Genomic DNA, 25,489 nt, shown 5'->3' with positions numbered 1-25,489 from the left:
CTGCAGAGAATCGCCTGCGTTACATGCAGGCGATTCTCTTCCATTTTAATTAAAAAGGAGTGTAGAAACGTGCTCGGTTATGCGATTCGCAGATGCTTGTCTGTTATTCCGGTTATGTTTGTTGTGAGCATTATCGTTTTCTTACTTGTCCACCTGACACCAGGAAATCCTGCACATATTATTCTAGGAGAAGATGCATCTCCGGAAGCGGTAGCACAGCTGGAAGAGCAGCTCGGATTAAATGATCCATGGTATATTCAATTTTTTGACTGGCTGAAACAAGTCATAACTGGCGATCTCGGTACAAGTGTATTCTCTGCTCAGCCGGTAACCGAATTGATTTTCACTAACTTTGGGCCGACCTTGAGCTTGATGATTCTGTCGCTTCTTTTCATCTTGGTTATCTCGATACCATTAGCCATCTTGATTGTATCTTTGCGAAAAACAATCTTAGATCCTTTATTCACATCCGCATCGCTTCTCGGTGTCTCGGTGCCTGAATTTTGGCTGGCTATCTTGCTTGTACTCGGACTCGGTGTTTCGATTCCGATTTTTCCTGTGGCAGGCTATATGCCAATTGCAGAAGGATTTGGATCCTGGCTTTACCATTTGCTGCTGCCAGCATTTGTGTTAGCAATAGTAGAAATCGGCATTATCGCCCGTATGCTTCGTGACAGCATGCTTGATTCTGTTAATCAGGATTATACAAAAACTGCCCGTGCCAAGGGTGTTCGTGAACGCGATGTGTTAATGAAACATGTTTTTGCCAATGCCTTAATCCCGACAACAACTGTACTTGGTGCCACCGTTGCCGGTTTGCTTGGCGGAACAGTTATTATTGAGACGCTCTTCACGATACCGGGAATTGGACAGCTGCTGATCGACTCTATCCACCGCCGCGATTATCCAGTAATTCAAGGTGTGGTGCTGTTTATCGCTGCAATCTATGTATTGGTTAACTTAATTGTCGATCTGCTATATGCGTTTCTAGATCCAAGAATTCGTTATGACGAATAAGGAGGTACATAACCGATGTTGTCCAAAAAAAGGAATCTAATTGCTTTAGCTATTTTCGTATTAATAGCATTAGGGACAATCACAGCCAACTTGTGGCTGCCACTCTCCCCTTCCGCCATTGACGCAGAACAGCGGCTGCTGTCACCATCTGCTGCTCACTGGTTTGGCACGGATGACTTTGGGCGCGATATTTTTGCCCGGGTTGTCGTCGCTGCTCGCGTCTCACTTGCTGTCGGCGTCATTGTAGCAATTGTCGCTACAATCGTCGGTACATTGATTGGACTTATATCAGGCTACTTCCGTAAAACGGATTTTATCCTCATGCGTATTGTAGATGGATTTCTTGCCTTCCCTGCCTTATTGCTGGCATTAGCGCTAGTCGCAGCACTTGGCGGAAGTATTACAAATATTATTATCGCATTGACTATTGCCTTTTTCCCAGTCATGTCACGTGTCGTTCGTTCAGCTGTATTGCAAATTAAGAACGCGCAGTATATTGAAGCTGCCAAAACAACCGGAACCAATAACGTTGTCATCCTATTTCGATATGTTTTGCCAAATGTACTTTCACCAATAATTGTGCAAAGCACCTTCATCTTTGCTAAAGCAATATTGGCAGAAGCTGCGCTCAGCTTTCTCGGTGTCGGGGTTAATCCTTCCACGCCAACATGGGGAAATATGCTGCAGGAGTCGCAGATTTATATTACCATTGCCCCTTGGTTTTCCATCTTCCCAGGAGTTGCAATTGTCATTACGGTATTGTCATTGAATATACTCGGTGATGGTCTTCGAGATGCTTTCGATCCGCACAGCATGAAGAAGAAAAAGAAAAAGCGCAAACCGAAACAAACAGCACCAGCTGCTTAAGGGGGAATTACGATGCTAGAAGTCAATGATTTGCATGTACATTTAGAGACACCAGCTGGTCTTGTCAAAGCAGTTGATGGTGTCTCCTTCCGGCTTGAAGCTGGTCAAACAATTGGTATCGTCGGCGAATCTGGCAGCGGAAAAAGCGTTCTTGCTCACTCGCTGACAATGCTGAATCCCGAGCCGCCGGCAACTTATCCAAAAGGAGAAATTCTTTTTCAAGGGGAAAATATTTTAAAAATGGATAAACGCCGGCTCCGCAATATGCGCGGGAATGAGATTGCGATGATCTTTCAAGATCCCATGTCGAGCTTAAATCCGGTCTTCAAAATCGGAAAACAACTGATGGAAGCAATCCAAACGCATCAGAAGCTATCCAAAAAAGAAGCCCAGCAAAAAGCGATTGAATTGCTCACAGATGTCGGTATTCCCGATCCAGAACGCCGGATGCAAAGCTATCCGCATCAGTTTTCCGGCGGGATGCGCCAGCGCGTGCTCATCGCTATTGCCTTGGCAGCCAGACCTAAGCTGCTTATTGCCGATGAGCCGACAACAGCCTTGGATGTAACGATTCAAGCACAGATTATCGAACTGTTGAAATCCATTCAGCAAAAATACGGAACAGCAATTATTATGATTACGCATGATCTTGGCGTTGTAGCCAACCTTGCTGACCGCATCCTTGTTATGTATGCCGGCAAAATTGTTGAATCCGCTAGTACAGCCGATATTTTTTATAAGACGGCGATGCCTTATACATGGTCCTTATTACGATCCATTCCCAGACTTGATGCTGGCGCTTCGGAAAGGCTGCTGCATATTGAAGGACAGCCACCGAACCTTATTGATCCGCCACAAGGCTGCAATTTCCATCCGCGCTGCCCATTTGCTAGAGACGCGTGCCTCCAGGAAGATCCGCCGCTTGGGGAACGCGGCTCCGGACACTTGGCTGCTTGCATACTCAGCCAGACGGAATTCGAGAAAGAAAAGAAAGGAGTGCTGCTGTCATGACCGCGTTATTGGAAATTAAAGATTTGCACGTACATTTTCCGATTAAGAATGGCACATTCCAGAAGAAAACGGGCGAAGTAAAAGCATTAAACGGTGTTGATTTGGCTGTAAATAAAGGAGAAATATTAGGCATAGTTGGTGAGTCAGGCTGTGGAAAAAGTACACTAGCCAGGAGCATCGTTGGGCTGCAAAAGCCCACTTCCGGCGACATTCTTTTCAACGGAGAGTCATATACCGACGCATCCGCCAAGGAAATTTACGAGCTGCGCCGCAATATGCAAATGGTCTTTCAAGATCCCTATACTAGCTTGAATCCACGCATGAAAGCGAGCGAAAGCATTGCCGCTCCGCTGAAGGCATATAAACAAACGAAAAATCTAGAATCTCGTGTCAAAGAATTGATGGAGCTAGTTGGCTTAAATCCTGATATGCATTATAACCGGCTGCCGCATGAGTTTTCCGGCGGACAGCGACAGCGTATCGGAATTGCACGCGCAATTGCACTTGAACCGAAGCTAATTGTATGCGATGAACCAGTCAGCGCACTGGATGTTTCCGTTCAAGCTCAGGTCATCAATCTATTTCAGGATTTGCAAAAGAAACTGAATCTGACTTATGTGTTTATTGCGCATGATTTATCGGTCATCAATCACATTGCCGATCGGGTTGCAGTGATGTATCTCGGAAAAGTAATGGAAAAATCCAATCGAGAAACATTCCAGGCGCACGCTCAGCACCCTTATACGAATGCACTGCTATCCGCTGTGCCATTGCCTGATCCAGACAAGGAACGAGCACGTGAACGTATTGTGCTAAAAGGCGAGCTTCCCTCTCCTGCCAATCCGCCATCCGGCTGTGTGTTTCATACCCGCTGCCCAAAAGCGACAGATTTTTGCAAGACAAACATTCCTTTACCGGAAGAACGAGGCGTACCCGGACAGGAAGTTGCTTGCTTTTATCCTGTTGGTGAGGAAGAGAAAGTGAAGATTACATTATGAGAAAAGCAGCCTGTTTTAGCAGGCTGCTTTTTTATGTCTTCCATTGTACCTATCACTTACATATATACTTTTTATAATTATTAATCTTCTTCCGGCCCAAGTTGATGTAGATATAGGCTTAATAAAAACCACATATGCTCCTTAAGTCTAAAGTTGGTAGCAATCAATTTATTAATAAGCCCCTTTAATTTATTTCTGTTGTCTAATATGTCGTTTGGAATATCGCACTCGGCAAAGAATAACTTCATATAATCCAATTTCTTACCTGTCAATCTATATTTATCATCTACTTCAAATACCGCGTGCTCGTATAAAATCTGTTTCACTACATCAGGGATATCCTGTGATTTACATATTTTCTCTACGACAGTTTTTGCTTTCATCTCTATCGCTACTTCTTTATACTAGCAGGTATACGGCTGTCTAATACATAATCTCTAATTTTCGAAACACTGACATTTAGGCATTTTGCAATCTTTTCTATTGTCATATCATGATCTTCTATCAATCTCATCACATGGACATTTTTGAATAACCAACTCGTTCTGTTTGTAGAAGATATTGCTGTATTTAAAATGTGCATCAGACGTTTTTCTTCCAATGTACTTGGACAAACATAACAAAGAATCGGGTAGCCCCGCTTTGCTGTTAGCCATGCAGCATAACAATTAAAATCCTCAATCAGAATGTAGTTACCTGATGGCAATTGCTCGACTGCAACGTCTGCTATTTTATTCTTTCTACTTTTTTCAGCATCTATAATTCTTTATGCTCTCCCGCGATTATCTATTTTGTCATGAAAATAGGTCTCAATTCTTCCTAAATCTATGAGTATATTCTTAGTTGTCATTAGTCGTCACCTCATTCATACGTATGAGGGTCATAGCTTGTCATATACCTTTTCAATTACGTCTAATCTTCACATCATCTTTGGAGAAATGATATTTAAGGAAAATTATAGTAATTTTATTAATCAAAGCAAGCAAGACGTTAATCAAACACACTCTGCTTTTGTTGGTCATCCAAAAATTTATATAACTGTCGGATTTGTTCTTCTGTATTCCGCTTCAACGACAATGGCGGCAGCTCTGCTTCTCCGAAAAAACCAATCTCACTCGTTTCTACACCCTCCAGTGCTCCGCCGCCAACAATCTCGCATTGAAGAAAAACTTTATAATAATGAAACAGCTGTGGTATGTCGGTGTGCTTATCAGAATCCAAAACTGCCAGCAGCTTCACAGGTTTCACATCAAATCCTGACTCTTCTTTTATCTCTTTTACGACATTCTCTCCAGCTGATAAACCTATTTCACAAAAACCACCTGGCAGAGACCAGCGATTGTCCATCTTCTCTTTCACGAACAGCAGTTTATCATCCTTAAAAACAATTCCCCGCACATCAAGTTTCGGCGTAGGATACCCTTTTTCTGCTGCCAACATCTTCCCAATATGCTCTGCCGTTTCCCCTGTATAAGCGGCAATTATCTCTGAACTAAGCTGCTGAAGCTCTGTGTATCTTTCTTTGTCGAAAACATCTTTTGAAAAATGCAGTCCTGCTTGGGAGATTGCCTGCATTCTTCTTGCCCATTCTAACCATTTTTCCAAGACTATCACCTACTATCCTGTTGTTTTTTATGCTTCGTCTACTAGTTTATGCATCAGTTCCTGCACAGTGATAGGCATTGCAGCATTTGGGTTTTGTCCGCACCACAAGCTCATAGTTTCTCTATCATGTTTTTGTGCGGCAGCGGAACGAATCGATTTGGTTAATGTATTTTGTATAGGAAAGGGAGGTAGTTCTGTCTCCACTTTACGCATGTCACGAATAAAGTTATTTTCAATACCCCGGGCTGCCTTGCCAGAAAAAGCACTTGTTAAAATTGTTCTATCTTCTTGGTGCTTTTCAAGGATCACTTGCTTATGTAACACATGTGCACCGCTTTCCTGACAAGTTAAAAACGCTGTACCAAGCTGTGCTGCTTGTGCACCAAGACATGTGGCAGCTTGTATTCCGCGTCGATCCATAATGCCGCCTGCAGCAATGACAGGTATACTTACTTGATCGACAGTTTGGGGAACTAGCGCCATCAGCCCAATCATACTTTGCTCTACTCCTGCTAAGAAATTGCCGCGGTGGCCGCCCGCTTCACTGCCCTGCATCACGACAGCATCCATGCCCGACTCCTCAACGGCTAAAGCTTCAGCCACTGTAGTTGCTGTGCCGATTGTATAAATTCCTGTCAGCTTGAGAGAGTGGATTACCTCATCAGGAGGAATACCGAATGTAAACGAACATACCGGTACCTTTTCCTCTATTATCACAGCGACTTGATCATGGAAATCCTTTTTTGTTTGCTCATAAGATTTGAATACACGAACCTTGCTCGATCCCCGGATAGACTGCATCACTTCCTCCGCTTTCCTAATCTTCTCCTCGTCTATTTGATAAGACTGCGGAACGAACAGATTAATACCAAAAGACTTTTTTGTCTTTTTCTTCACTTCTTGAATTTGCTGTCGTGTGCTTTCTGCATTTAAGTACCCTGCCCCAATCATCCCTAATCCGCCCGCTTCAGACACAGCCGTAACTAATTCTGTTGTCGTAGTGCCCCCTGCCATTGGTGCCTGAATGATGGGATGATCGATGGCTAACACTTTAAGGAAATGGTTCGTCATCTTCCGGCTCCTCTCTTAGTCATCCGTTTGATTGGTTCTTCTTCTCCCATTCGCTTAAATACATCCGGCAGGTTATCTTATTCGGGTTTTCTATTTTTGTAATAAGCTCCAGGCTGTTTCCATCCAAATCATTAAAATGAATCTTGGCATGCGCCATATTATCATGCGCCATAACAAAGGGTTCATGAGGCCCAAAACCAAAAGCTTCTCTCGGCTGGTAACCCCTATCTCTTAACCATCGCGAGGCACCTTTTAAATTCTCCAAGCTCACTTGAAATGCTACGTGTCTGATGGATGGATGGTAAGCAAGATCAGCTTTATCTGATTCCCAAAGCCCAAGCCAGCTATGTTTTTTCTTTATCCAGAAAAATGCTAAACGATCTTCATGAATATGAGACAGCTCTAGTCCTAAACCTTCATAAAATGCAATAGATCTTTTCAAGTTTTTAACCGGCAAATGTGCTTCATATAACCCTTCAATCATGCTTAACTCCCCCTTCACCAACTAACCAAAATATAACAATTATTAGTGCTTTTGAGAATCACTTTTTTTATTTTAGTTCGGCTACACCTTAGTAAAGTGTGTTTAATTTGGAAGAACAATAGGGAAGAAATGAGTATATCGATTAATAATAAGGGAGTAATTAATAATGGGAAGACTAGATAATAAAGTTGCATTGATTATAGGTGGTACTTCAGGGATTGGTGAAGCCACGTCTAAACTATTTTCTAAAGAAGGAGCTAAAGTTATTGTCAGCGGTTTAAACGATGATCAAGGGAATCAAATTGTAAACGATATTAAACAGAATAATGGGGAAGCTACATTTATAAAAATAGACGTAACGAATCAAAAATCTATTGAAGATGGCGTTAATAAAACGCTAGAAGCTTATGGCACAATTGATATATTGTATAACGGAGCTGGAATCCATGACGGCTATAAAGATGTATTGGAAACCGATGAAGAAACATTCGATAATTTAATGAAAATTAATGTGAAGGGGCCCTATCTTGCTGCTAAGGCTGTATTGCCGATTTTCTTAGAAAAAGGGAAAGGAAATATTATAAACATTGGCTCTCAATCTTCATTTGTCGCCGGAGCTGGTGGTAATACGTACGTTACAAGCAAATTTGCAATCAATGGTTTCACGAAACAATTGGTTTATGATTTTGGAAACAAAGGGGTTAAGGCAAATTTAATTGCACCAGGTTTCGTTGATACACCTATGACTGAGGGAATCCAAGATGAGCGATTAAAAGATATTCCTGCAGAAAGGGCTGGAAAACCAGAAGAAATTGCTTCAGTAGCAGCTTTCTTAGCATCTGATGAGTCTGATTATATGCAGGGCTCAGAAATTAAGGTTGACGGTGGCTGGACAGTCGGCCGTTAAGAAGAGAAATGCATCAATTATATACGAATAATACGTCATAACAAAGGAGGAGTGGGTCAGCCCACTCCTCCTTTCAAATTAGTTTGTATGTCTTATTTCAAGCTGCTCGCCAATTCCGTAAATATAACACCTAAGGCATGTGCTCCGGCGTCCGGATAGCCAAGACTGCGTTCACCAACCGTGCCAGCGCGTCCCATGCGTGCCACAATATCCTTTGTTTTTTCTGCCCCATCCACTGCTGCTTCTGCACCTTTATAGAAGGCAGTCTTTATGTTATTTCCATCTGCTGCACTTTTCTGCCAGCTGTTTGCACACGGAACAAGCGCATCAATCAGTGTCTTATCACCAACATCTGCTCCCCTGCCAAACGAGCGTTCACCAATATCCTGAATACCCGCGACCACACGCTGCAGCATGTCAGCAAATTCCGCTACCGAAAGCTCCGTTTTTTCTCCAGCTGCTTTACCAGCCGCACGGAAGGCACCTCCCCAAATCGGGCCAGATGCGCCGCCGCAATGCTCCATAATCACCATAGAAGAGCTATTTAGGAAACGCTCAATCGTGAGGTTATCCTGCGCAGTTATATGCTTCCATTCTCGTTTCAGCTGGCGGAAGCCTTTCGCAACACTATTGCCGAAATCGCCATCCCCCGCATACGTATCCAGCTTATTGAATGCCGCCTCATTTTCAATAATAATCTCACTCATCTTATCTACTAAATAGATGATGTTTTCCAACGTGATTGTTTCCTTTGCTACGTTTGCATAAGCACTTGGTGTTTCCACTGTAAAGCTTGCTTCTGTCTCTCCATCTTCCTCTGCTAGTTCAGTAAACACTGGCTGATCAACCGGTCCGTTCACTTTAAATGCAGGCGTATCAGATGGATTGGATAACAGGGTGCGCAGTTCCTCGTCCAAGGACATCATCGTAACCGACACACCAGCCATGTCGATGCTTGTCATATAGTTGCCGACGAAAGTCCGATTCACTGAGATGTTTCGCTTGGCAAGCTCCCGACTGACAGATTGATTAAACAAATACAGCTCTTGAAGCGGCGTTCCGCCAAAGCCATTGATTAATAATGCGATATCTTCTTCCGGCTCTCCTTCTTTCAGTAAATCATCTACCATTCGTTTCGCTAGTTCATCTGCTTTTAGTACTTTTTCACGACGAATTCCTGGTTCTCCATGAATACCAACACCATACTCCATTTCATCCTCAGCTAGCTGGAAAGTCGCTTCTCCACCTGGTAACGTACAAGAAGTCAACGCCACACCAATGCTGCGGACTCTGGAAGCCGCTTTTTCTGCTGCTGCTTTCACTTGCTGCAAATCTCGGCCTTCTGCTGCAGCTGCACCAGCAATTTTATGTACCAGTACCACACCAGCGACCCCGCGGCGTCCGACTGTATACAAGCTATCTTCCACCGCAATATCGTCATCTACTTTCACGTAATCTACTTCTAATCCATCTTCTTTAGCAAGATGTGCTGCATTCTTAAAATTCATAATATCGCCACTGTAATTCTTGATAATTAGCAGTGTGCCGTTCTTACCTGCCGTCTTTTTAATCGCTTGATAGACTTGAATTTGAGAAGGCGAAGCGAACATATCTCCGCACACAGCAGCATCCAGCATACCTTCTCCGACAAAACCAGCATGCGCCGGCTCATGGCCGCTGCCGCCCCCGCTAATCAACGTCACCTTATCAGCTTGCGATTGTTTTCGTTTAATCACTTTATACTTTTTCAGCAATTCGAGCTCCGGATGTGCGAGAACCATCCCATGACACATTTCCAGGACAACATCCTCTGGTCGATTAATAATCTTCTTCATTCTGTAGTCCTCCTCTTATACAAGCAAAAGTGTTTTTCTGTTTTCAGCTTAACAGAACAGTTTAAGAATTGCACAAACTAGGTAGACTAGTCTGAATAATCTCCGACTAACATTTACTTATACTCGAATGAACAGATTATAAAACAGTAGCAAAGACGACAAAAGACAAGAAGTTTGATCCGCTCCTGGCTTCTCCACCATTAATCAAACAGCTTTTTTCAAACCAAAATACTCTAATAAAGAACCCTTGCGACCTTCTGCGTGCCAATTGTGATATTCCGCAAATACACGCAATACGTCATTATCAAACTCTTCCTCTACCAGATATTTAACCGCATAGCCGCTGCGCCAATAATCATACATGATACTCGTCAAGCTACCCGCGTAAGAACTGCTGCCAAATTCCTCTAATGAATGTGTGCCGTATTTCTCTTTAAACAAACTGATTAACTTTGATTCAACATCTGCAATCGCTTCAAACTCTTGTTTATCTAATAAATGCCTCCGCGATAAGTAATCACACATGCCTTCCTCAAACCAAATACCATCGCTACGGTCATCATTGAATTCATCTAAGAATAGATTCGAATGATGCGTCATTTCATGACCTGCTATGGCTAATACTTGATTAATAGAGATTGTTTCATAAAAAGCTTTAATTTCTGGATAATCACGCTCTTCCAATTGTGCCATAAACAAAGATCTCCACGCTGATAGATCGGGTGTCATATAGATGACATCTTTGTTCGTGAATGCCGGAATGGGAACATTAGAATAGACAGATGTTGCAAGCTCTGAAGTAGTCCATACAAACGCTTTTGGCTTATCTATCAGTTTATATTCTGTCTGAAGCACCTGCTCATAAGCTGCTAGCTTCTCTTTGAATTCCTCTGTAATTACCTGGTACCTATCATAATCTTCGCGATTCTCTACAGAAAATATAAAACGCATAATCAAAACCCCCATATTCTGTTTCATCTCCAAATTTTAACATAAACAGTCAAAATCTTATCTGCAAAACCTAACAGTAAAAGTGACGTTTCGCAGCTCCTGTCTGTGTTAAAATAAATGAACATGCTTTTCATTCTATGAATAAGGAACGGGAATCTATATGAATAAAAAAGATATCGCAACAATCCGAAGACAATTCAAAAAAGGCAATGATAAACTCCGAATTTCGGATATTTTTAACGTATATATTATGAAAGAATCCAGTGATATCTATCATCACGAAAGTATGCCATTTGGGATGTTAGATGAAGACCAGCAAGAACTGTTTCTTGGTAATTTCAAAAAGGTGCTGGCCGGTAATCTTGATGAGAAGTTGTTTGAACTGAAATTCAAACGAGATGCAGAAGACAGCAGTCAATTGATTTTGCACCGTGGGTTGCTTACCAACGATGTGGAAGAGTGGACAAATGACATGCTTGCTCTTGTCGCTAAGATGCTGCAGGACAGGCAGTATGAGCATGATGTTGTTATCTCCTTTATTAAAGCGGAGTATTTAAAAGCACAGAAACGTCCAAATGCAGAAGCAGAAGAAAGCGCAAATGATACGATGTATTCCCACTCCTTCTTGCTATGCAGCATCAACAAAACACAGGAATCAAAGAAAGAGTTGGAATTTGATTATGTGGAACGTGAATTCAAGTACAATGTCACAGTCAATCCCGTTATCAACTTACAGGCGCCGCTTTCCGGCTTTCTCTTCCCTTGCTTTAATGATAGCGCAGCAGACGTAAATCATGTGCTTTACTCTACCGCAAAAGCATACGAGCCAGACACAGCTTTTATTGAAGATGTTCTGACAGCAGAAGAAATCATGACCGCAAGAGATGATAAAAGTGTATTTGAAGAAATCGTCAAAGATATAACGGGTGATCACCTCAGTACGTCAGCCCTCGCCAATGTATACGAAGAAATTAATCGCGTTGTGGAAGAAAACGAAGAGGAAGAAGCACCAAAACTTGATCGGAACGATGTCCAGCGCGTCTTGACGCTTAGCGGTATAGAAAACGTCACGCCAGAAAAGGTCGAAACTGCTTATCAAAAGGTAATTGATGATGAGAAGTATGAAATGAAAGCAACAAGTGTAATACCTAAGTACAACTCTAAATCGATTAAGATTAAAACAAAAGTTGCTAATATCGCCATCAGCCCAGAAGATTTGCGTTATGTACGGCAAGTTGTCTTCAACAATAAACGCTGCATTATGATTGAAGTAGAAGAAGATACAGTTATCGAAGGATTTACAATGGCAGAAGAGTCACTAGTAAATAAGGTAAGCGAGAAAGAACCAGAAAACGCCATTACAGAATAAAACAAGGATGCTGCAGGCTGCAGCATCCTTGTTTTATTTTATTTAAGCTTTTGCTTTCTTTCTTTTGAAAAGATACATAACTGCACCTGCAGCGAGCAATACAGCTCCTGTCAGTATATACGTAAACATATTTGTTGCCGTGTTTGGAAGCTGGTTGCCTTTCACAACCTTATCATTGTCATCGGCAACTTGGACAACTTTATCATCTGAAACATTGTTCAAGTTATTTCCGCTGTTGTTTCCAGCACTTGGCGGTGGTGTCACTCCACTTTTATCTTGATCGTCGTCATTTGTGTCGTTACCTTTATGATCATCTTTTGGATCTTCTTGTGGCTGTGGTTTGTCATCCTTGTTATCACCATCACCGTTTGGGTCTTTGCTGTCATCACCGTTTGGATTTTCATCAGTTGGATTAGGATCCGGCTTTTCATCACCTGGTTCTTCCGGTTTAACAGGACTTGACGGTTCTGGTTTCTCGCCTAACAAGTCAGTAATTCTTCCCTCGGTTACAGGGTCAACAACACCGTTTAAATCTTCTACCATATAATCACGGAACTGTTCCCAATCAATCTCGCCTAAATCTTGTACACGGCCTTCTGCATATGCGTTCGCAAATACATCATAACCATCTCCGCCTTTGGCAGTGAAGTTATTCGTTGTTACAAGATAGGTTTGGTCCGGTTGGATATCTGTATACGTCTCGCCATTCTTCACTTGCATGGAAACGATTCGGGATCCTGCTTCCTTCGTGCTATCATAGCTGAACTTCATCCCAGCAACTTGCATGAATCCGCCGCTTTCCTCAGGAGCCAAGCGAACACTGTATTCTAAAATCTGCTTGATTTCATTCCCACTCAACTCTACTACTGCAGGATCATTTCCGAATGGCAGAACAGTAATGACTTCACCCACTGTAATTGGACCTTGATCAATTGCTGCACGAATACCGCCGCCGTTTTGCATGGCAATGGAAACTTCCGGCATTTTCTCCTGTGCTTTTGCCAGCATAGCATCCGTAATAAGGTTTCCTAATGCCGTTTCATTTGCTCGTACACTTACATCACTGTCAGAAAGACGCGGGTTGGTAAGCGGCTTCTGTGCGACTGCACCTGTTTCTTGGTTGGACATTTCATCAACTTCTGCTTTATAAGAAGCCAGTACTTGAGATGCTTTCGGATCTGCGGTTTTACTTTCAACGTCAATTAAATGACCATCAGCATGTACAACTTGTCCTTCTTCATTAAACGCTACATGCAATTCCCCTAAGTTCTGTGCGTACTGATATCCTTGCACAATGACTGTCGGATCTTTCGGAGCACCGTTTTCATCTTTATCAACTATTGTCGGCTCTTCCAATTTTGTATGCGAGTGACCGCCTACAATAACATCGATGCCATCCACTTGTTCTGCTAGCATCAAATCATTCCCAACGGCTGGATTACTGTCATAGCCGAGATGCGTAAGTGCAACAACCTTATCTATACCTATATCTTCAAACGCTTTAACAGCTCTTTCTGCTTCTGCAGCGTAGTTCGTTATTTGTGCATTAACAGGGCTGGAAGTTTCCAGTGTTTCCTCGGTTGTCAGCCCGAAGATCCCAATCTTTTCACCGTCTACTTCTTTTACAATACCATCATATACATTGCTGTCTTGCGCATCTTCTGTAAATGTATTATTTACTTTATTTCCAACAAATGGATCGCCAGAAAAATCTACGTTGGCAGAAATGAAAGGGAAATTCGCTTTTTCAATGAAGGCTGACAATGATTGATGTCCATTCTCTGAAGAACCTAAATCAAACTCATGGTTACCAAATGTCATTGCATCGATATTCATCATGTTTAATAGCGCCAAGTCCGCTTGCCCTTGAAACTTGTTAAAATAAAGTGTGCCAGAGAATACATCTCCCGCATTAAGAAGCAGCGCATCTGGATCTTGTGCCCGCACTTCTTCAATCGCCGTAATCATCTTCGGCAAAGGCTCCACATGCGCATGTGTATCATTCATGTGCATAATTGTTAAAGAAAAATTCTCTGCCTTCTCGTCCGCAGCGTACGTACTCGTTGGCAAAGCAATGGATGATGATAAAATTGTAATAATAGCAGCAGTGCTAAATGTAAACTTGAACCGTTTCTTACCCTTCATAAATAACATTCCCCCAAATAGTTAAAATTCGACAAGAGATGTATTTCTACCGTACGCAGCCTTTGTCGACTCTCCTACTATATTGTAGAAGCATACTATTAACTTAACATGAAGAGATTGTTAATTTATAAAAAAATTTCGTTTTCTTCCAGATCTCAATCTGTTCTTATTCATACAGCTAAAAGGCTGAGACATAACTGTTTAGTCTATATAAAAATCCAAACAATACGGCCATTGGCTGAGAGCATCGCTTCGGAATTACACTCCGCTTTCCTGCGGGCGGCTGGTGAGCCTCCTCGTGCAAAAAACGCACTGCGGGGTCTAACCTAGCCTTCCTCCCGCGGGAGTCTCCGTGTATTTCCTGCGCTGATTTTTGTTATGAGAAACCTTAACTTGTGTAGAAAAAATACGTAGACTCCTCGAAAAAGATAGCGATTTTCTTGTCGGTGCCTACTTCAAAAGCTATTCTTATCCGAGAATAACAGCTAAAGTTTGAAAACAGCAGTCAGAGGGATGCATAAAAAAGTATGAATCTAGTAATCGTTCGCTTTTAGGATGAATTGATTGTTTTGTCCCAGCCTCTTAGAGATTATATTTTAATTGATACCTCATTCATAAGAAACCCACGAAAATTCCTGCTAATACAACCGACACAATCGTAACGGTAATAAACCCTCCGACAAGCATTGGCGGCAGCATGTGGCTCGTTAATGCTTCTCTTTCTTTTTCATCTTCGGTTAATGACTTGATCACTTCGTTTGTAATAATATAATCAGCTGGGAAACCATAAAGAGCTGTTAAAGAGACGGCAAACGCCATATTCTTGCTCACATTTAAAATCTTGCCTGCTAGGAAAGAGAAGATATACATTCCAATAATTCCAATGATGATTGTTCCTATTAAAGGATATAATATTTCCAGCATCATGCTTGGTGTTGCCTTATTTAAACCATCAAAGATAAACAGCATTAATACTAGTACTGCGATTCCAAAACCATTCGCTTTTTGCAATGTTTGCTTTTCCAGGAATCCCATGCTAGTGGCAATTACCCCAAACAATAAGCAAAGTACATATGGGCTGATCTCAACCACTGGTCCCAGTAAAGTTGAAACAAGATAAGCTGCATAAGACACAAGTGCCAACTTGAAAAACTTATAGAAGTCGGTATTGTACTTTTCCGGCAGTCTCCATCTTTGTGCGTGCGGTTCTACTGTTGCAGCAATTTCTGCTTTAGCATCCTTTTGCTCTGTTACTTGCAGTTCACCATTTCGATAAAGCTCCAGCAGTCGCTTGCCTTCTTTTTTCAAAAAGATTGATGTAATTGGGTAGCCAGCAAATCCTTGAATCACATAGATAACAACGGCAAATACCGCTAATGAAGAAAGACCAGCCGCACTAGCTGCATCTGACATGAGAAGCGAAGAAACAATTCCTCCGACCAATGGAGGCACCGCAACAACCATCGTTTCAAATCCAAAGATTAACGTTCCAACACTCAATAATGTAACGACAACTCCTAATATGCCAGCAAGTGCAATCACGATTGTTTTCCACTGCGCCTTCAGTTCTTTCAAAGATAATAACGTTCCCATGTTCGTAATCAATAAATACATGATCATTGTCGCTACCACAGGCGGCACACCAGCTAATGACACAATATCTTTCGGGAAGAAAGTCCAATATCCGGCGAGAAATAAAATAGCACAAACAAATACAGACGGGACCCATGCTTTCGTTCGAACTGCTACCATATCACCAATAAATAAGATAAAAGTAAGGATTACTAGAGCTAATAATTGTGACATAAGGACCCTCCTACCAACATTTGCATGAATTTTCTTAAAATATAAACATGTTAGCATGGTATTACATTTTAAGTTTTCAGTCAATTGAATGTGTTAATTTTTTTATCTATTTTGGTTCTGCATGCTCTTTTTCTAGCTAGTTTGAGAGATTACAATATGGGGCAATAGAATATATGTAAGTTCTCCGCTACTACAAGCTTAAAGGATAGATGCTCGTGAATAATGCATATGCTGTTGATTACAATTTAAATCCGCCGCTATTTTTACTTGTCTTTATCGTATTTTTTATTTTCTTGTATTTCTACTACAATAAAATAAAAAGGAAGCATTTTAATCTTAGAAAATTATTTATCATCGGTGCCATTCTCTTTTATGCATTGTCTGTTTTTAAGCTCACCCTCCTCCCTATTACGATAGTTTACAATGCTTCTATATTCTTTGACCTACCAAGTCAGCATATGTATCAGCTAAACCCTTTTGAAACAATCACAAGCTCATTACATGCAGGAAATTACAGACAAGTGGTTGGAAACCTTATCATGCTCCTGCCTCTCCCGATACTAATAGGTGTGCTAAACAGAAGAACACCTAGCTTTTCTAAGTTCTTCATAGGTACCGTACTTCTAGTCCTAATCATTGAACTAGCACAGTTAGCATTGGATTTTATTACCGGCGTACCGAATGCAGTAACAGATATTGATGACTTTATAATGAATGTGCTAGGAGCACTTCTCGGTTGGATTATTATAAAGATATACTTTTTAAATTTAGAACATAAAAAAAGATTGCGTAGAAACTGAGGATTCTAGGCAATCTTTTTCTGTATTATTCATCAAGTGAAGCACGAACAGCCTCCAGTGCATGAATTGTCGTTGTATCAAATAAAGGGACTTGTGAATCAGTTTGCTGCAGCAGTAAACCAATCTCTGTACAGCCTAGGATTATTCCTTCCGCACCTTGTTTTTCCAAGTCTTCTATAACACTTTTATAATATTGTCTAGAAGGCTCCGAGATTATCCCTAAGCATAACTCTTCGTAAATCACTCTATTCACTTCTTGTCTCGCCGTTTTATCTGGAACAATTACTTCTATACTATTGGACGCAATACGTTCCCGGTAAAAATCCTGCTCCATTGTATAAGATGTCCCTAATAAGCCTACTTTTTTTATGTTCGCTTCTCGTATTTGTTTGGCCGTTGCATCAGCAATATGTAAGATTGGAATGTTAATATTCTCTTCTATGGAAGCTGTTACCTTATGCATGGTGTTAGTACAGATGACGATAAAGGAAGCCCCGGCTTTTTCCAAGGAAGATGCCGCTTCGCCGAGCAGTTCCCCCGCTTTCTGCCAGTCACCTTCCGCCTGATATGTTTCAATCTCGTGAAAATCAACGCTGTACATCACGCACTTTGCAGAATGTAGTCCGCCTAATTCCTTCTTTACTTCTTCGTTTATAATACGGTAGTATTCGGTGGTAGACTCCCAGCTCATACCGCCAATAAGGCCAATATTTTTCATCCGCTCTCCCCCTTCTCATAGATTTGTTCTATTTAAATTACCTAGTAACAGAACAATTGTCAAACTTAAAAAACAATGCATAGTGATGCTGGCATAAGCTTCAGTTTTACTATATCAAGCACCGGGTAAATTAACTAAAATGCTAATTATGCACAAACAGGAGGATATCATGGAATATATCAATTTAGGTAATTCTGGTCTGCGTGTTCCGAAGTATATTTTAGGAACGATTCCGTTCAGCGGAACGAATGGCTTTGAAGCGACCGGCAATGTACAGAAAGATGAAGCGCGTCGTATGGTAGATATGTCTTTAGAAGCTGGTATAAACATGTTTGATACGGCCAATCTTTATTCGAAAGGTGATGCGGAGCGTGTACTCGGCGCCGCTATTAAGGGACGCCGAGACGACGTGCTGCTCACATCTAAGACTGGATTTCAATTAGGTGACGGTCCAAATGACGGAGGCGCATCACGTGTTAATATCGAGAAATCAATTGATCAGTCCTTGCAGCGTCTAGGTACTGACTACCTCGACTTGTACTTTGTGCACCTATGGGACGGGCGCACGCCAGTTGAAGAGACAATTGAGGCTATGACAAACCTCGTCAAATCCGGAAAGATCCGATATTGGGGAGTATCCAACTATAGCGGCTGGGCGCTTGCGCGAACTTTCTCTGTCGCAGAACAGCAGCCGGGTTATATTCCACCAATCACGCAGCAAATCTACTACACACCAGAAGCACGCGAAGCAGAATATGAGCTGCTTCCAGCAGGAAAAGAACTTGGTATCGGCAACATGATCTGGAGCCCGCTTGGTGAAGGTCTTCTTAATGGTAAAATAGGACGCAATAAAACAGCACCAGAAAACACCCGCCAAGGCGGAGGCTGGCCAGAGCCTTGGGTACAGGATGAAGAACGCCTTTACAAAGTAATCGATGCACTCGAAGAAGTTGCATCCAACCATAACGCATCCGTACCGCAAATCGCTTACACCTGGACTAAAGACCGTCCAAACGTCGGCCCAATTGTTATAGCAGCCCGCAATGAACAACAATTAAAAGAAAACATCGATTCCTTTGACATGCAACTGACCCAAGAAGAACACAACCTAATTGAGTCAGCAGCACGACCAGCACCTCTCTACCCAAACTGGCACCGCGCCATGAGCTCCTTCGAAAAAGGAAGCCCAGTAGAAATGCCTTATTTGGAAGGGTATAAGCAGTCGATGGGGTTGGATGACTAATTAAAATACCAAAATAGAGCCTTATAAGGCTCTATTTTGGTATTTTATCAATTAACTTATAATGCAGCTTGGATTTATCACAACATTTTTGCAGTTATTGCTGCAATAACTGAATAAGATTACCACATGTATCATCGAAAACAGCAATCGTGTTTTCTCCCACCTTTGTCGGTTCCATCGTGAATACCACGCCTTTTTCCTTTAACTGTTTGTACTCTTGATGTATATCAGCAACCCCAAACATGGTCGCTGGTATACCTTCAGAAAAGATTTTCGTCTGATATTCTTTTGCGGCGGGATGAATATTTGGTTCGAGTAAAAGCTCGGTACCTCCTTGATCATCTGAAGAAACTAGTGTTAGCCATCTGTATTCTCCTGCGGGGACGTCATTCTTTTTTGTAAAGCCTAGTATTTCGGAGTAAAATGTCAATGCCTTGGCTTGATCATTAACAAATAGACTGGTAACAATTATTTTCAAGATTCTTTCTCCTCCTTGGTGTATATTATGTTGTGACGCATTTGTAATCTTACTATAGATAGAAGCTCTTTTTAAATAATAACTTGAAACTTACTCCCTAGGATTCCTCAACCACAAAAATTTCAAAGCATTTATCAATAAGCGATATAAGGTTCATTTTAACAGAAGTGACATCCTTCACTTCACGCTGAACTCCTATATGCTCCATCAAGTGTTTATGCTCTCCGCTCTTAAGGCAAAAGTAATTACCTTTATCACCTGTACAAGTAAGCTCATAAATTTTCTTTATTGCATTGCCTTGTAACAAGCAGTTTCTGTCAAACAGGAACTATGCTTGCATCAAAACATCTTCTGTGGCATCTGATTTTAAGTGAATCTTCCATGTGTTGTTAGTTCTATAAATGTTGATTTCCACTGCGAACTAGTGGTTGTTCAAGTTAAAGAAGCCTCTGCTAAATCATGATTGAGCTTTAAAAACTAAGGGGGGAAAGAGAACTAAATTATAGTTCTCTCCTCCCTTATATAACAATCAGTTTATTATAAAAATATTGATTTTTAAATCTACAACTTATTCGCAAACTGATTCAGCTTATCTGCCATTACTTTAATTTCTTCGATAAAAGCGGATGTCTGTTTAATGGAATTTGCTTGTTCTTCTCCAACAGCTGCTACCTTTTCTATATAAATTCCCATCTGCTGGGCTGTTTGTTGCATTTGATTCATTGTTTTATTGATAGAGTCTGTTGATGCAACAGTTTCATTAGATAATTTACGTATTTCTTTGGCTACAACTTCAAATCCTTTACCATATTCCTTGGCACGCGCAGCTTCAATGGCAGCGTTTAATCCTAATAAATTCGTCTGATCTGCCACTTGCTTAATAATAGTCAAGACTTCAGCTGTTTGACTGACATCTTCACCAGCTTTGTGCGATTGCTTGAGCAACTCGTGGGAGTGACTCTCTAAAGAAGCTGAACCTGATTTAATCTGATCAATTTGTTCATTTGCTTGAGAAAGAGAGATTGAAATTTGGTCTGCAATCGTTCTCAATTCTGTTTGCCTTCTTAATTGAACTGCAATTCCTCCAATAATGTTACCTTTTCTATCCTGTACCGGATTGGCGGTACCAGTAAACTCAAAGCCATAAAAATCTGCTGGTACATTTTCTTGTAAATAACGATCTTCTCTTATAGCTATAGCTAACGGTTCTTTAGGATTAAGTTCTTGTCCCTTCTTTATATTCAGATCAATCTCTTCACCAGGAAAGTAGGCAACGAACTTTTGTAAATCACATACTGCTATTGATAAATCTGCTGGTACGGAAGCTTTTATTACAGGAATAATAGCAATAATACTATCTAAAGAATCGACTCTTTGTAACATATGAAGTTGTCCCCATTTCTTTTTTTACCTTACCTACATGCTAAGTTTGTTTGTTAAGCAGCTGAGAAATTTTACAAATAAAAAAAGGACTTAGGAATAATTATCCTAAGTCCTTTCTAAGGCATAATGCCTTGTGATACCGGTGGCCGGGGTCGAACCGGCACTCCTTGCGGAACACGATTTTGAGTCGTGCGCGTCTGCCAATTCCGCCACACCGGCATGTTATAAATGCAATGGAGGCGGCAACCGGATTTGAACCGGTGGTCAAGGTGTTGCAGACCTTTGCCTTACCACTTGGCTATGCCGCCAATATTATGGAGCGAAAGACGGGATTCGAACCCGCGACCCCCACCTTGGCAAGGTGGTGTTCTACCACTGAACTACTTTCGCATAAACTTAAGGTATCGGATTCCGGTTGGAATCCTTACCTGTTTCTTGGCTATAGCCTGAAAGCTATATAGAGGGCGATCGATGGGGATTGAACCCACGAATGCCGGAGCCACAATCCGGTGCGTTAACCACTTCGCCACGACCGCCATAGAATTAAAATAAAATGGCAGGGGTAGTAGGAGTTGAACCCACATCGACGGTTTTGGAGACCGTTGTTCTACCATTGAACTATACCCCTATGGTGGAGGGAGTAGGACTCGAACCTACGAACCCGATGGGAGCGGATTTACAGTCCGCCGCGTTTGGCCAACTTCGCTATCCCTCCGATTAGAGTGGCTCGGGACGGAATCGAACCGCCGACACACGGATTTTCAGTCCGTTGCTCTACCGACTGAGCTACCGAGCCATATGTAACATATACATGTTGTATAAGTGGCGGTCCGGACGGGACTCGAACCCGCGACCTCCTGCGTGACAGGCAGGCATTCTAACCAACTGAACTACCGGACCACTTAATAGATTATCAATTTCACTAGCTAAGAAGTAAATCAACGTAGAAAGTGAACTGTAATGGTTGCACCTTTCAGGTACTCCATTTTAAAAGATAATAATGGTTGCACTCTTCGAGTACTCCCCATGTTCACTGCTAAGAAGCAAGCCGACGTAGAAAGTGAACTAATATGGTTGCGGGGGCAGGATTTGAACCTGCGACCTTCGGGTTATGAGCCCGACGAGCTACCCCTGCTCCACCCCGCGATAATAAAAGGTAATATAGATATGAAGTTAAATCATATGGTGGAGGATGACGGGCTCGAACCGCCGACCCTCTGCTTGTAAGGCAGATGCTCTCCCAGCTGAGCTAATCCTCCAGGATTGGTCTTAATAAAGTATAATGGTGACCCGTACGGGATTCGAACCCGTGTTACCGCCGTGAAAGGGCGGTGTCTTAACCGCTTGACCAACGGGCCATTTATGTAAGTCTTATGGCGGAGAGCGAGGGATTCGAACCCTCGAGACCGCGTTAGCAGCCTACACGATTTCCAATCGTGCTCCTTCGACCACTCGGACAGCTCTCCAATGGCTCCACAGGCAGGATTCGAACCTGCGACCGATCGGTTAACAGCCGATAGCTCTACCACTGAGCTACTGTGGAATGATCGAGATTGCCTGGCAGCGTCCTACTCTCGCAGGGCGAACCCAACTACCATCGGCGCTGAAGAGCTTAACTACTGTGTTCGGCATGGGAACAGGTGTGACCTCTTCGCTATTACCACCAGACCTCTTATGTATCTTGTTGCCTTTTCTCAAGGACAAATTATATTATATATGCTCTAAAGACGAAATGCAATAGTTTTTTTAAGAAAAGTTATTTTTTGTTCTGACGTGCATTTTGCTAAGTCGACTGACTTAACAAAGTCTTTATATAACAACCTTAACTATAATATACTGCACGTCCAAAATACGCAACACTTTTTTATATATGATGTAAATCTGGTAACAGTCTCTTTTCGTACATTTGTAACTGTATATTCCTGCACTGACTACTTTTGCTTCTTTTCCAGTCAAAGTGATTCTCGTACTGCTGCTCGTACTGCTTCTCGCCGAATAGTTAGAAGTTCCTGCTCTCTTCCCTATTTTAAGAATAGGCTTGTACCTGCAATAGAAAAAGCCGCTGGACACAATATACCAGCAGCTTTCAGTTTCGCTTACTACGTAATACACACTTCACTTTAAAAAGAAGCCTTTCTTAAAGTATCATCTTCTCCACTTGTTTCACGTAGAAGAATCGTACAACCAAGAAATAAATTACCTGGATGAATGCGAAGCTTCCTAATACAAAGCCAGCTTCTGCAGTTAGATTGTAGTTAAACAAGCGCGATAATGCAGTTAGCGCTACGGCACCGTGGATAAGCGCGACAACAATTGGCGAGAAGAACAAAATGGCAATCTGTCGTGTAACGACTTTCTTCAGCTCAGATTGTGTTAATCCAATTTTGGCAATCGAGCGGAACTTGCGCTTTTCTTCATCTATATCCATGAATAGTCGGAAATAAAGAAAGCTCCCAGCTGAAACAAAGAATACAATGCCAATAAACAAGCCAATAAATAGAATCGGTCCATATGCTTTATTGATTTCATAGAGTGCGTAATCAACAGAAAACACCTTATGCTCCACTTGCTGCGCTAATTTTTCTCCCGCCTGTATAACTTGCTCTTCGTTTGTTCCATTTGCTTGCCATACCGCATTTGTCTCCGTTCTAACTGGTAATGTCAGCTGTTCATAAACAGCGTCGCTTACGACATAGTAGCCATTCACTTCAGCTAATACAGCAGATTTAATAACAGTGCTTGGTTGGATCTCCTGGCCATCTTGTAATGGGACCGTCGATTTCATCAGTACTTCACTTGCTTTTTGCTGCGTCATCATCGCATCACTCTGCTCAATTATGATTGCTTCGTTATCCTCAGGATGAATCTCCTTTTCGTCAATCAAAGCCGCAAAGCGATTGTAAACCGATGCTTTCGCGATTAAAACCGTAAAATCTTCTGTTGTGTCAAAATAGCCGAGCTCTGCCAATTCCATTTCGGCGTCTACGTTTTCTTCTTCCAAGATTGTATTAACTTGCTCCAAATCGTTTTCAATTACTTCTTTGCTGTCATCCAAAAACGGACTATACGTATAGGTGTAAGGATTCATCTCCTTTACTCCTTTGGTGAGGTACGACTGAAATCCATACAGTGCTCCAATCGCACTAAATGCAACCGTTGATATAATCGCCACCATAAAGAAGGTTCTGGCATTGTCCTTCATTCGGAAAGATAAATCAGAGAAAAACAACATATTTGTTTTGCGCCAAAAGATGGACTTGTTATCTTTTAAAAGACGGATGCAATACACACTCAATTGGGTAAATAAAATATACGTCCCCAGTGTAACAACGATGATCACTGGTATCATGGCTGCAACAACTCCAAACCCCTTCACAGCCAAAGCGGTACCATATCCTGCGAAAAGTAGTAAAGCTGCAAGTATGGAAAGAACAATAGACGCTTTTGGTTCTCCTTTGGATTGCTTATCACCTTTAATCAAATCTACCAATTTATTTGTGCGCAAAATGAATGCAACAAACATGGAGATACAGAAAAACAGGAGCATAAAGCTGACAAATGTCACCACAATCGCAAGCATAGGAAAATAAAAATCGAGCGATTCGTCAATGATTAGTACATTTTCCGCAATTAAAAGAATCGCTTTTGCAAAAACCAAACCAGCTAAAATTCCGCCAACTGTAGAAAAGAATCCAATTAAGATATTCTCCAAAAATACCATAATCCGAATTTGCTTGTTTGAAGCACCAAGATTAATTAGCAAACCAAATTCTTTCTTTCTCGATTGAATGAAAGCGCTCATTGAATAGAGAATAAAGAAGAAAGAAAACACATAAATGATTCCGCCAGAAGCAGCCATTCCGATCATTACATTCTTATTAATAGAGCCTCCTGAAAAAGCTGGATGGAATGCAAAGATGGCAAAAGTGAAGAATACCATTACCGTAAACAGACTGCTGAGGAAATATGCAATATACAGTCGCTTGTTGCGTAATACGTTCCTAAACGCGAACTGACGAAAAGTCATTGCCATCTCCCCCCATCAGTGAAAGCATATCAATGATCTTCTGGAAGAATGCCTGCCTGCTCTCTCCGCGAAGGATTTCGGAATGCAGCTTTCCATCCCGGATAAACACCACACGATCCGAATAACTGGCTGCTTGCGGGTCATGCGTTACCATTAACAAGCTTGTTTTATTGTTTTCATTAATAGACACGAGCATTTTCATAACATCTTTGGACGCTTTTGAATCCAAGTTACCTGTGGGTTCATCAGCCAACAGCAGCTTCGGTTCATGAATCATCGCCCGGGCAATTGCTACCCGCTGCGCCTGTCCTCCAGATATCTCATAAGTGCGCTTGTTCATGATGGGAGCGATGCCAAGGTTTTCTGCAATAGCTTGCGCTTTTTGCTGCATATCACTGACACGAGCTCCGTCTAGTGTTAATGGCAGCACAATATTTTCTTGAACAGTTAGTGTATGCAATAAGTTAAAGTCCTGAAATATAAACCCTAATTCGTTACGACGAAATTTAGCCAAAGCATTTTTCTTTAGCAGATGCGGATTTTCCCCTTCTAGTTCTATTTGTCCAGTCGTTGGGGTATCATTTGTGGAAATAATATTCAGCAGTGTTGTTTTTCCGCTTCCGGATGGTCCCATAATGGCAACAAATTCGCCTTTTTCTACCTCTAGATTAATATCCGTCAGAGCTCGATACGCTACTTTCCCTTCGTAAACCTTACTTACTTTTATAAGATTAAGCATCATTATTCTCCTCTCTATTACGCTCCTAGCATATC

Annotated in this window: 21 protein-coding genes, 13 tRNA genes and 1 rRNA gene; 8 read left to right on the top strand and 27 right to left on the bottom strand. The window is 41.7% G+C overall.

The features are described from left to right. Positions 1-69: 69 nt before the first annotated feature. The 4 genes from KS242_RS05090 to KS242_RS05075 are packed head-to-tail and all read left to right on the top strand — an operon-like array spanning position 70 to position 3,893. Positions 70-1,017, top strand: coding sequence for an ABC transporter permease (locus tag KS242_RS05090; RefSeq protein WP_217323283.1), 948 nt, complete (start codon positions 70-72; stop codon positions 1,015-1,017). A 15-nt stretch (positions 1,018-1,032) separates the two neighbouring features. Continuing rightward, positions 1,033-1,884, top strand: a complete 852-nt coding sequence (locus KS242_RS05085; RefSeq protein WP_217323282.1) for an ABC transporter permease — start codon at positions 1,033-1,035, stop codon at positions 1,882-1,884. A gap of 12 nt (positions 1,885-1,896) precedes the next feature. Then, entirely contained in the window at positions 1,897-2,895 is a 999-nt protein-coding gene (locus KS242_RS05080; RefSeq protein ID WP_217323281.1) for an ABC transporter ATP-binding protein, read from the top strand. Further along, on the top strand, positions 2,892-3,893 hold the full coding sequence (locus KS242_RS05075; RefSeq protein WP_217323280.1) for an ABC transporter ATP-binding protein: 1,002 nt from the start codon (positions 2,892-2,894) through the stop codon (positions 3,891-3,893). Before KS242_RS05080 ends, KS242_RS05075 begins: the two co-directional genes overlap by 4 nt. Positions 3,894-3,973: 80 nt before the next feature. Here the strand turns inward: KS242_RS05075 and KS242_RS05070 are convergent, their stop codons facing one another. The 4 genes from KS242_RS05070 to KS242_RS05055 form a co-directional block, all read right to left on the bottom strand. Continuing rightward, positions 3,974-4,276: a hypothetical protein gene (locus tag KS242_RS05070; RefSeq protein WP_217323279.1), complete on the bottom strand. Its 303-nt coding sequence runs from the start codon at positions 4,274-4,276 to the stop codon at positions 3,974-3,976. Positions 4,277-4,883: 607 nt separating this feature from the next. Next, positions 4,884-5,498 (bottom strand): NUDIX hydrolase, encoded by a 615-nt coding sequence (locus tag KS242_RS05065; RefSeq protein ID WP_371747599.1) that lies wholly within the window; start codon positions 5,496-5,498, stop codon positions 4,884-4,886. 27 nt (positions 5,499-5,525) lie between these two features. Next, positions 5,526-6,569 (bottom strand): NAD(P)H-dependent flavin oxidoreductase, encoded by a 1,044-nt coding sequence (locus KS242_RS05060; protein ID WP_217323278.1) that lies wholly within the window; start codon positions 6,567-6,569, stop codon positions 5,526-5,528. Between the two features lie 19 nt (positions 6,570-6,588). Beyond that, complete coding sequence (locus tag KS242_RS05055) at positions 6,589-7,053, bottom strand: VOC family protein (protein WP_217323277.1); 465 nt, start codon at positions 7,051-7,053, stop codon at positions 6,589-6,591. 166 nt (positions 7,054-7,219) lie between these two features. On the opposite strand from KS242_RS05055, the gene KS242_RS05050 reads away from it, so the two are divergent. Then, complete coding sequence (locus tag KS242_RS05050) at positions 7,220-7,960, top strand: SDR family NAD(P)-dependent oxidoreductase (protein ID WP_217323276.1); 741 nt, start codon at positions 7,220-7,222, stop codon at positions 7,958-7,960. A 92-nt stretch (positions 7,961-8,052) separates the two neighbouring features. On the opposite strand, the gene dhaK is transcribed toward KS242_RS05050, so the two are convergent. After that, on the bottom strand, positions 8,053-9,795 hold the full coding sequence (gene dhaK, locus KS242_RS05045) for a dihydroxyacetone kinase subunit DhaK (protein ID WP_217323275.1): 1,743 nt from the start codon (positions 9,793-9,795) through the stop codon (positions 8,053-8,055). 204 nt (positions 9,796-9,999) lie between these two features. Continuing rightward, positions 10,000-10,746 carry a hypothetical protein gene (locus KS242_RS05040; protein WP_217323274.1) on the bottom strand — a complete coding sequence of 249 codons (747 nt, stop codon included), beginning with the start codon at positions 10,744-10,746 and terminating at the stop codon, positions 10,000-10,002. 160 nt (positions 10,747-10,906) lie between these two features. On the opposite strand from KS242_RS05040, the gene KS242_RS05035 reads away from it, so the two are divergent. Beyond that, a complete protein-coding gene (locus tag KS242_RS05035) occupies positions 10,907-12,115 on the top strand; it encodes a DUF4317 domain-containing protein (RefSeq protein ID WP_217323273.1) in 1,209 nt (402 codons plus the stop codon). Between the two features lie 42 nt (positions 12,116-12,157). Here KS242_RS05035 and KS242_RS05030 read toward each other — a convergent pair whose 3' ends face one another. Together KS242_RS05030 and KS242_RS05025 are read right to left on the bottom strand one after the other, a co-directional pair. Beyond that, positions 12,158-14,260, bottom strand: a complete 2,103-nt coding sequence (locus KS242_RS05030; RefSeq protein WP_217323272.1) for a bifunctional metallophosphatase/5'-nucleotidase — start codon at positions 14,258-14,260, stop codon at positions 12,158-12,160. A 612-nt stretch (positions 14,261-14,872) separates the two neighbouring features. Next, positions 14,873-16,066 carry a hypothetical protein gene (locus KS242_RS05025; RefSeq protein WP_217323271.1) on the bottom strand — a complete coding sequence of 398 codons (1,194 nt, stop codon included), beginning with the start codon at positions 16,064-16,066 and terminating at the stop codon, positions 14,873-14,875. Positions 16,067-16,281: 215 nt separating this feature from the next. On the opposite strand from KS242_RS05025, the gene KS242_RS05020 reads away from it, so the two are divergent. Beyond that, the gene (locus tag KS242_RS05020) at positions 16,282-16,866 is read left to right on the top strand and encodes a VanZ family protein (protein ID WP_217323270.1); all 585 of its coding nucleotides are present in this window, start codon (positions 16,282-16,284) and stop codon (positions 16,864-16,866) included. Between the two features lie 25 nt (positions 16,867-16,891). Here the strand turns inward: KS242_RS05020 and KS242_RS05015 are convergent, their stop codons facing one another. Further along, positions 16,892-17,584 carry an aspartate/glutamate racemase family protein gene (locus tag KS242_RS05015; protein WP_217323269.1) on the bottom strand — a complete coding sequence of 231 codons (693 nt, stop codon included), beginning with the start codon at positions 17,582-17,584 and terminating at the stop codon, positions 16,892-16,894. Positions 17,585-17,753: 169 nt separating this feature from the next. Here KS242_RS05015 and KS242_RS05010 point away from each other — a divergent pair, with 169 nt between their 5' ends. Then, the gene (locus KS242_RS05010) at positions 17,754-18,827 is read left to right on the top strand and encodes an aldo/keto reductase (RefSeq protein ID WP_217323268.1); all 1,074 of its coding nucleotides are present in this window, start codon (positions 17,754-17,756) and stop codon (positions 18,825-18,827) included. 94 nt (positions 18,828-18,921) lie between these two features. On the opposite strand, the gene KS242_RS05005 is transcribed toward KS242_RS05010, so the two are convergent. The 18 genes from KS242_RS05005 to KS242_RS04920 form a co-directional block, all read right to left on the bottom strand. Further along, a complete protein-coding gene (locus tag KS242_RS05005; protein ID WP_217323267.1) occupies positions 18,922-19,305 on the bottom strand; it encodes a VOC family protein in 384 nt (127 codons plus the stop codon). Between the two features lie 561 nt (positions 19,306-19,866). After that, positions 19,867-20,688 carry a methyl-accepting chemotaxis protein gene (locus tag KS242_RS05000; protein ID WP_217323266.1) on the bottom strand — a complete coding sequence of 274 codons (822 nt, stop codon included), beginning with the start codon at positions 20,686-20,688 and terminating at the stop codon, positions 19,867-19,869. Positions 20,689-20,825: 137 nt separating this feature from the next. Beyond that, positions 20,826-20,907, bottom strand: a tRNA-Leu gene (locus tag KS242_RS04995). A 15-nt stretch (positions 20,908-20,922) separates the two neighbouring features. Continuing rightward, positions 20,923-20,996: transfer RNA gene (locus KS242_RS04990), tRNA-Cys, on the bottom strand. A 7-nt stretch (positions 20,997-21,003) separates the two neighbouring features. Continuing rightward, positions 21,004-21,078 (bottom strand) — tRNA-Gly (locus KS242_RS04985). A 73-nt stretch (positions 21,079-21,151) separates the two neighbouring features. Next, a tRNA-His gene (locus KS242_RS04980) sits at positions 21,152-21,224 on the bottom strand. 18 nt (positions 21,225-21,242) lie between these two features. Next, a tRNA-Trp gene (locus KS242_RS04975) sits at positions 21,243-21,316 on the bottom strand. A 1-nt stretch (position 21,317) separates the two neighbouring features. Continuing rightward, positions 21,318-21,403 (bottom strand) — tRNA-Tyr (locus KS242_RS04970). A gap of 8 nt (positions 21,404-21,411) precedes the next feature. Continuing rightward, positions 21,412-21,484 (bottom strand) — tRNA-Phe (locus tag KS242_RS04965). A gap of 27 nt (positions 21,485-21,511) precedes the next feature. Then, positions 21,512-21,588 (bottom strand) — tRNA-Asp (locus KS242_RS04960). A 171-nt stretch (positions 21,589-21,759) separates the two neighbouring features. After that, positions 21,760-21,834, bottom strand: a tRNA-Met gene (locus tag KS242_RS04955). A gap of 37 nt (positions 21,835-21,871) precedes the next feature. Next, a tRNA-Val gene (locus tag KS242_RS04950) sits at positions 21,872-21,947 on the bottom strand. A 24-nt stretch (positions 21,948-21,971) separates the two neighbouring features. Continuing rightward, positions 21,972-22,046, bottom strand: a tRNA-Glu gene (locus tag KS242_RS04945). Between the two features lie 16 nt (positions 22,047-22,062). After that, a tRNA-Ser gene (locus KS242_RS04940) sits at positions 22,063-22,154 on the bottom strand. A 2-nt stretch (positions 22,155-22,156) separates the two neighbouring features. Next, positions 22,157-22,231 (bottom strand) — tRNA-Asn (locus tag KS242_RS04935). 12 nt (positions 22,232-22,243) lie between these two features. Further along, positions 22,244-22,356 (bottom strand): 5S ribosomal RNA (rrf, locus tag KS242_RS04930). A gap of 469 nt (positions 22,357-22,825) precedes the next feature. After that, positions 22,826-24,715, bottom strand: coding sequence for an ABC transporter permease (locus tag KS242_RS04925; RefSeq protein ID WP_217323265.1), 1,890 nt, complete (start codon positions 24,713-24,715; stop codon positions 22,826-22,828). After that, positions 24,690-25,454, bottom strand: a complete 765-nt coding sequence (locus KS242_RS04920) for an ABC transporter ATP-binding protein (RefSeq protein WP_217323264.1) — start codon at positions 25,452-25,454, stop codon at positions 24,690-24,692. The genes KS242_RS04925 and KS242_RS04920 overlap by 26 nt, the downstream gene beginning before the upstream one ends. Positions 25,455-25,489 lie beyond the last annotated feature (35 nt).

The organism is Terribacillus sp. DMT04, assembly GCF_019056395.1.
Lineage (GTDB): Bacteria > Bacillota > Bacilli > Bacillales > Amphibacillaceae > Terribacillus > Terribacillus aidingensis_A.
Note: the sequence above shows the minus strand (reverse complement) of the source record. Positions and strands in the feature narration are given on the sequence as shown.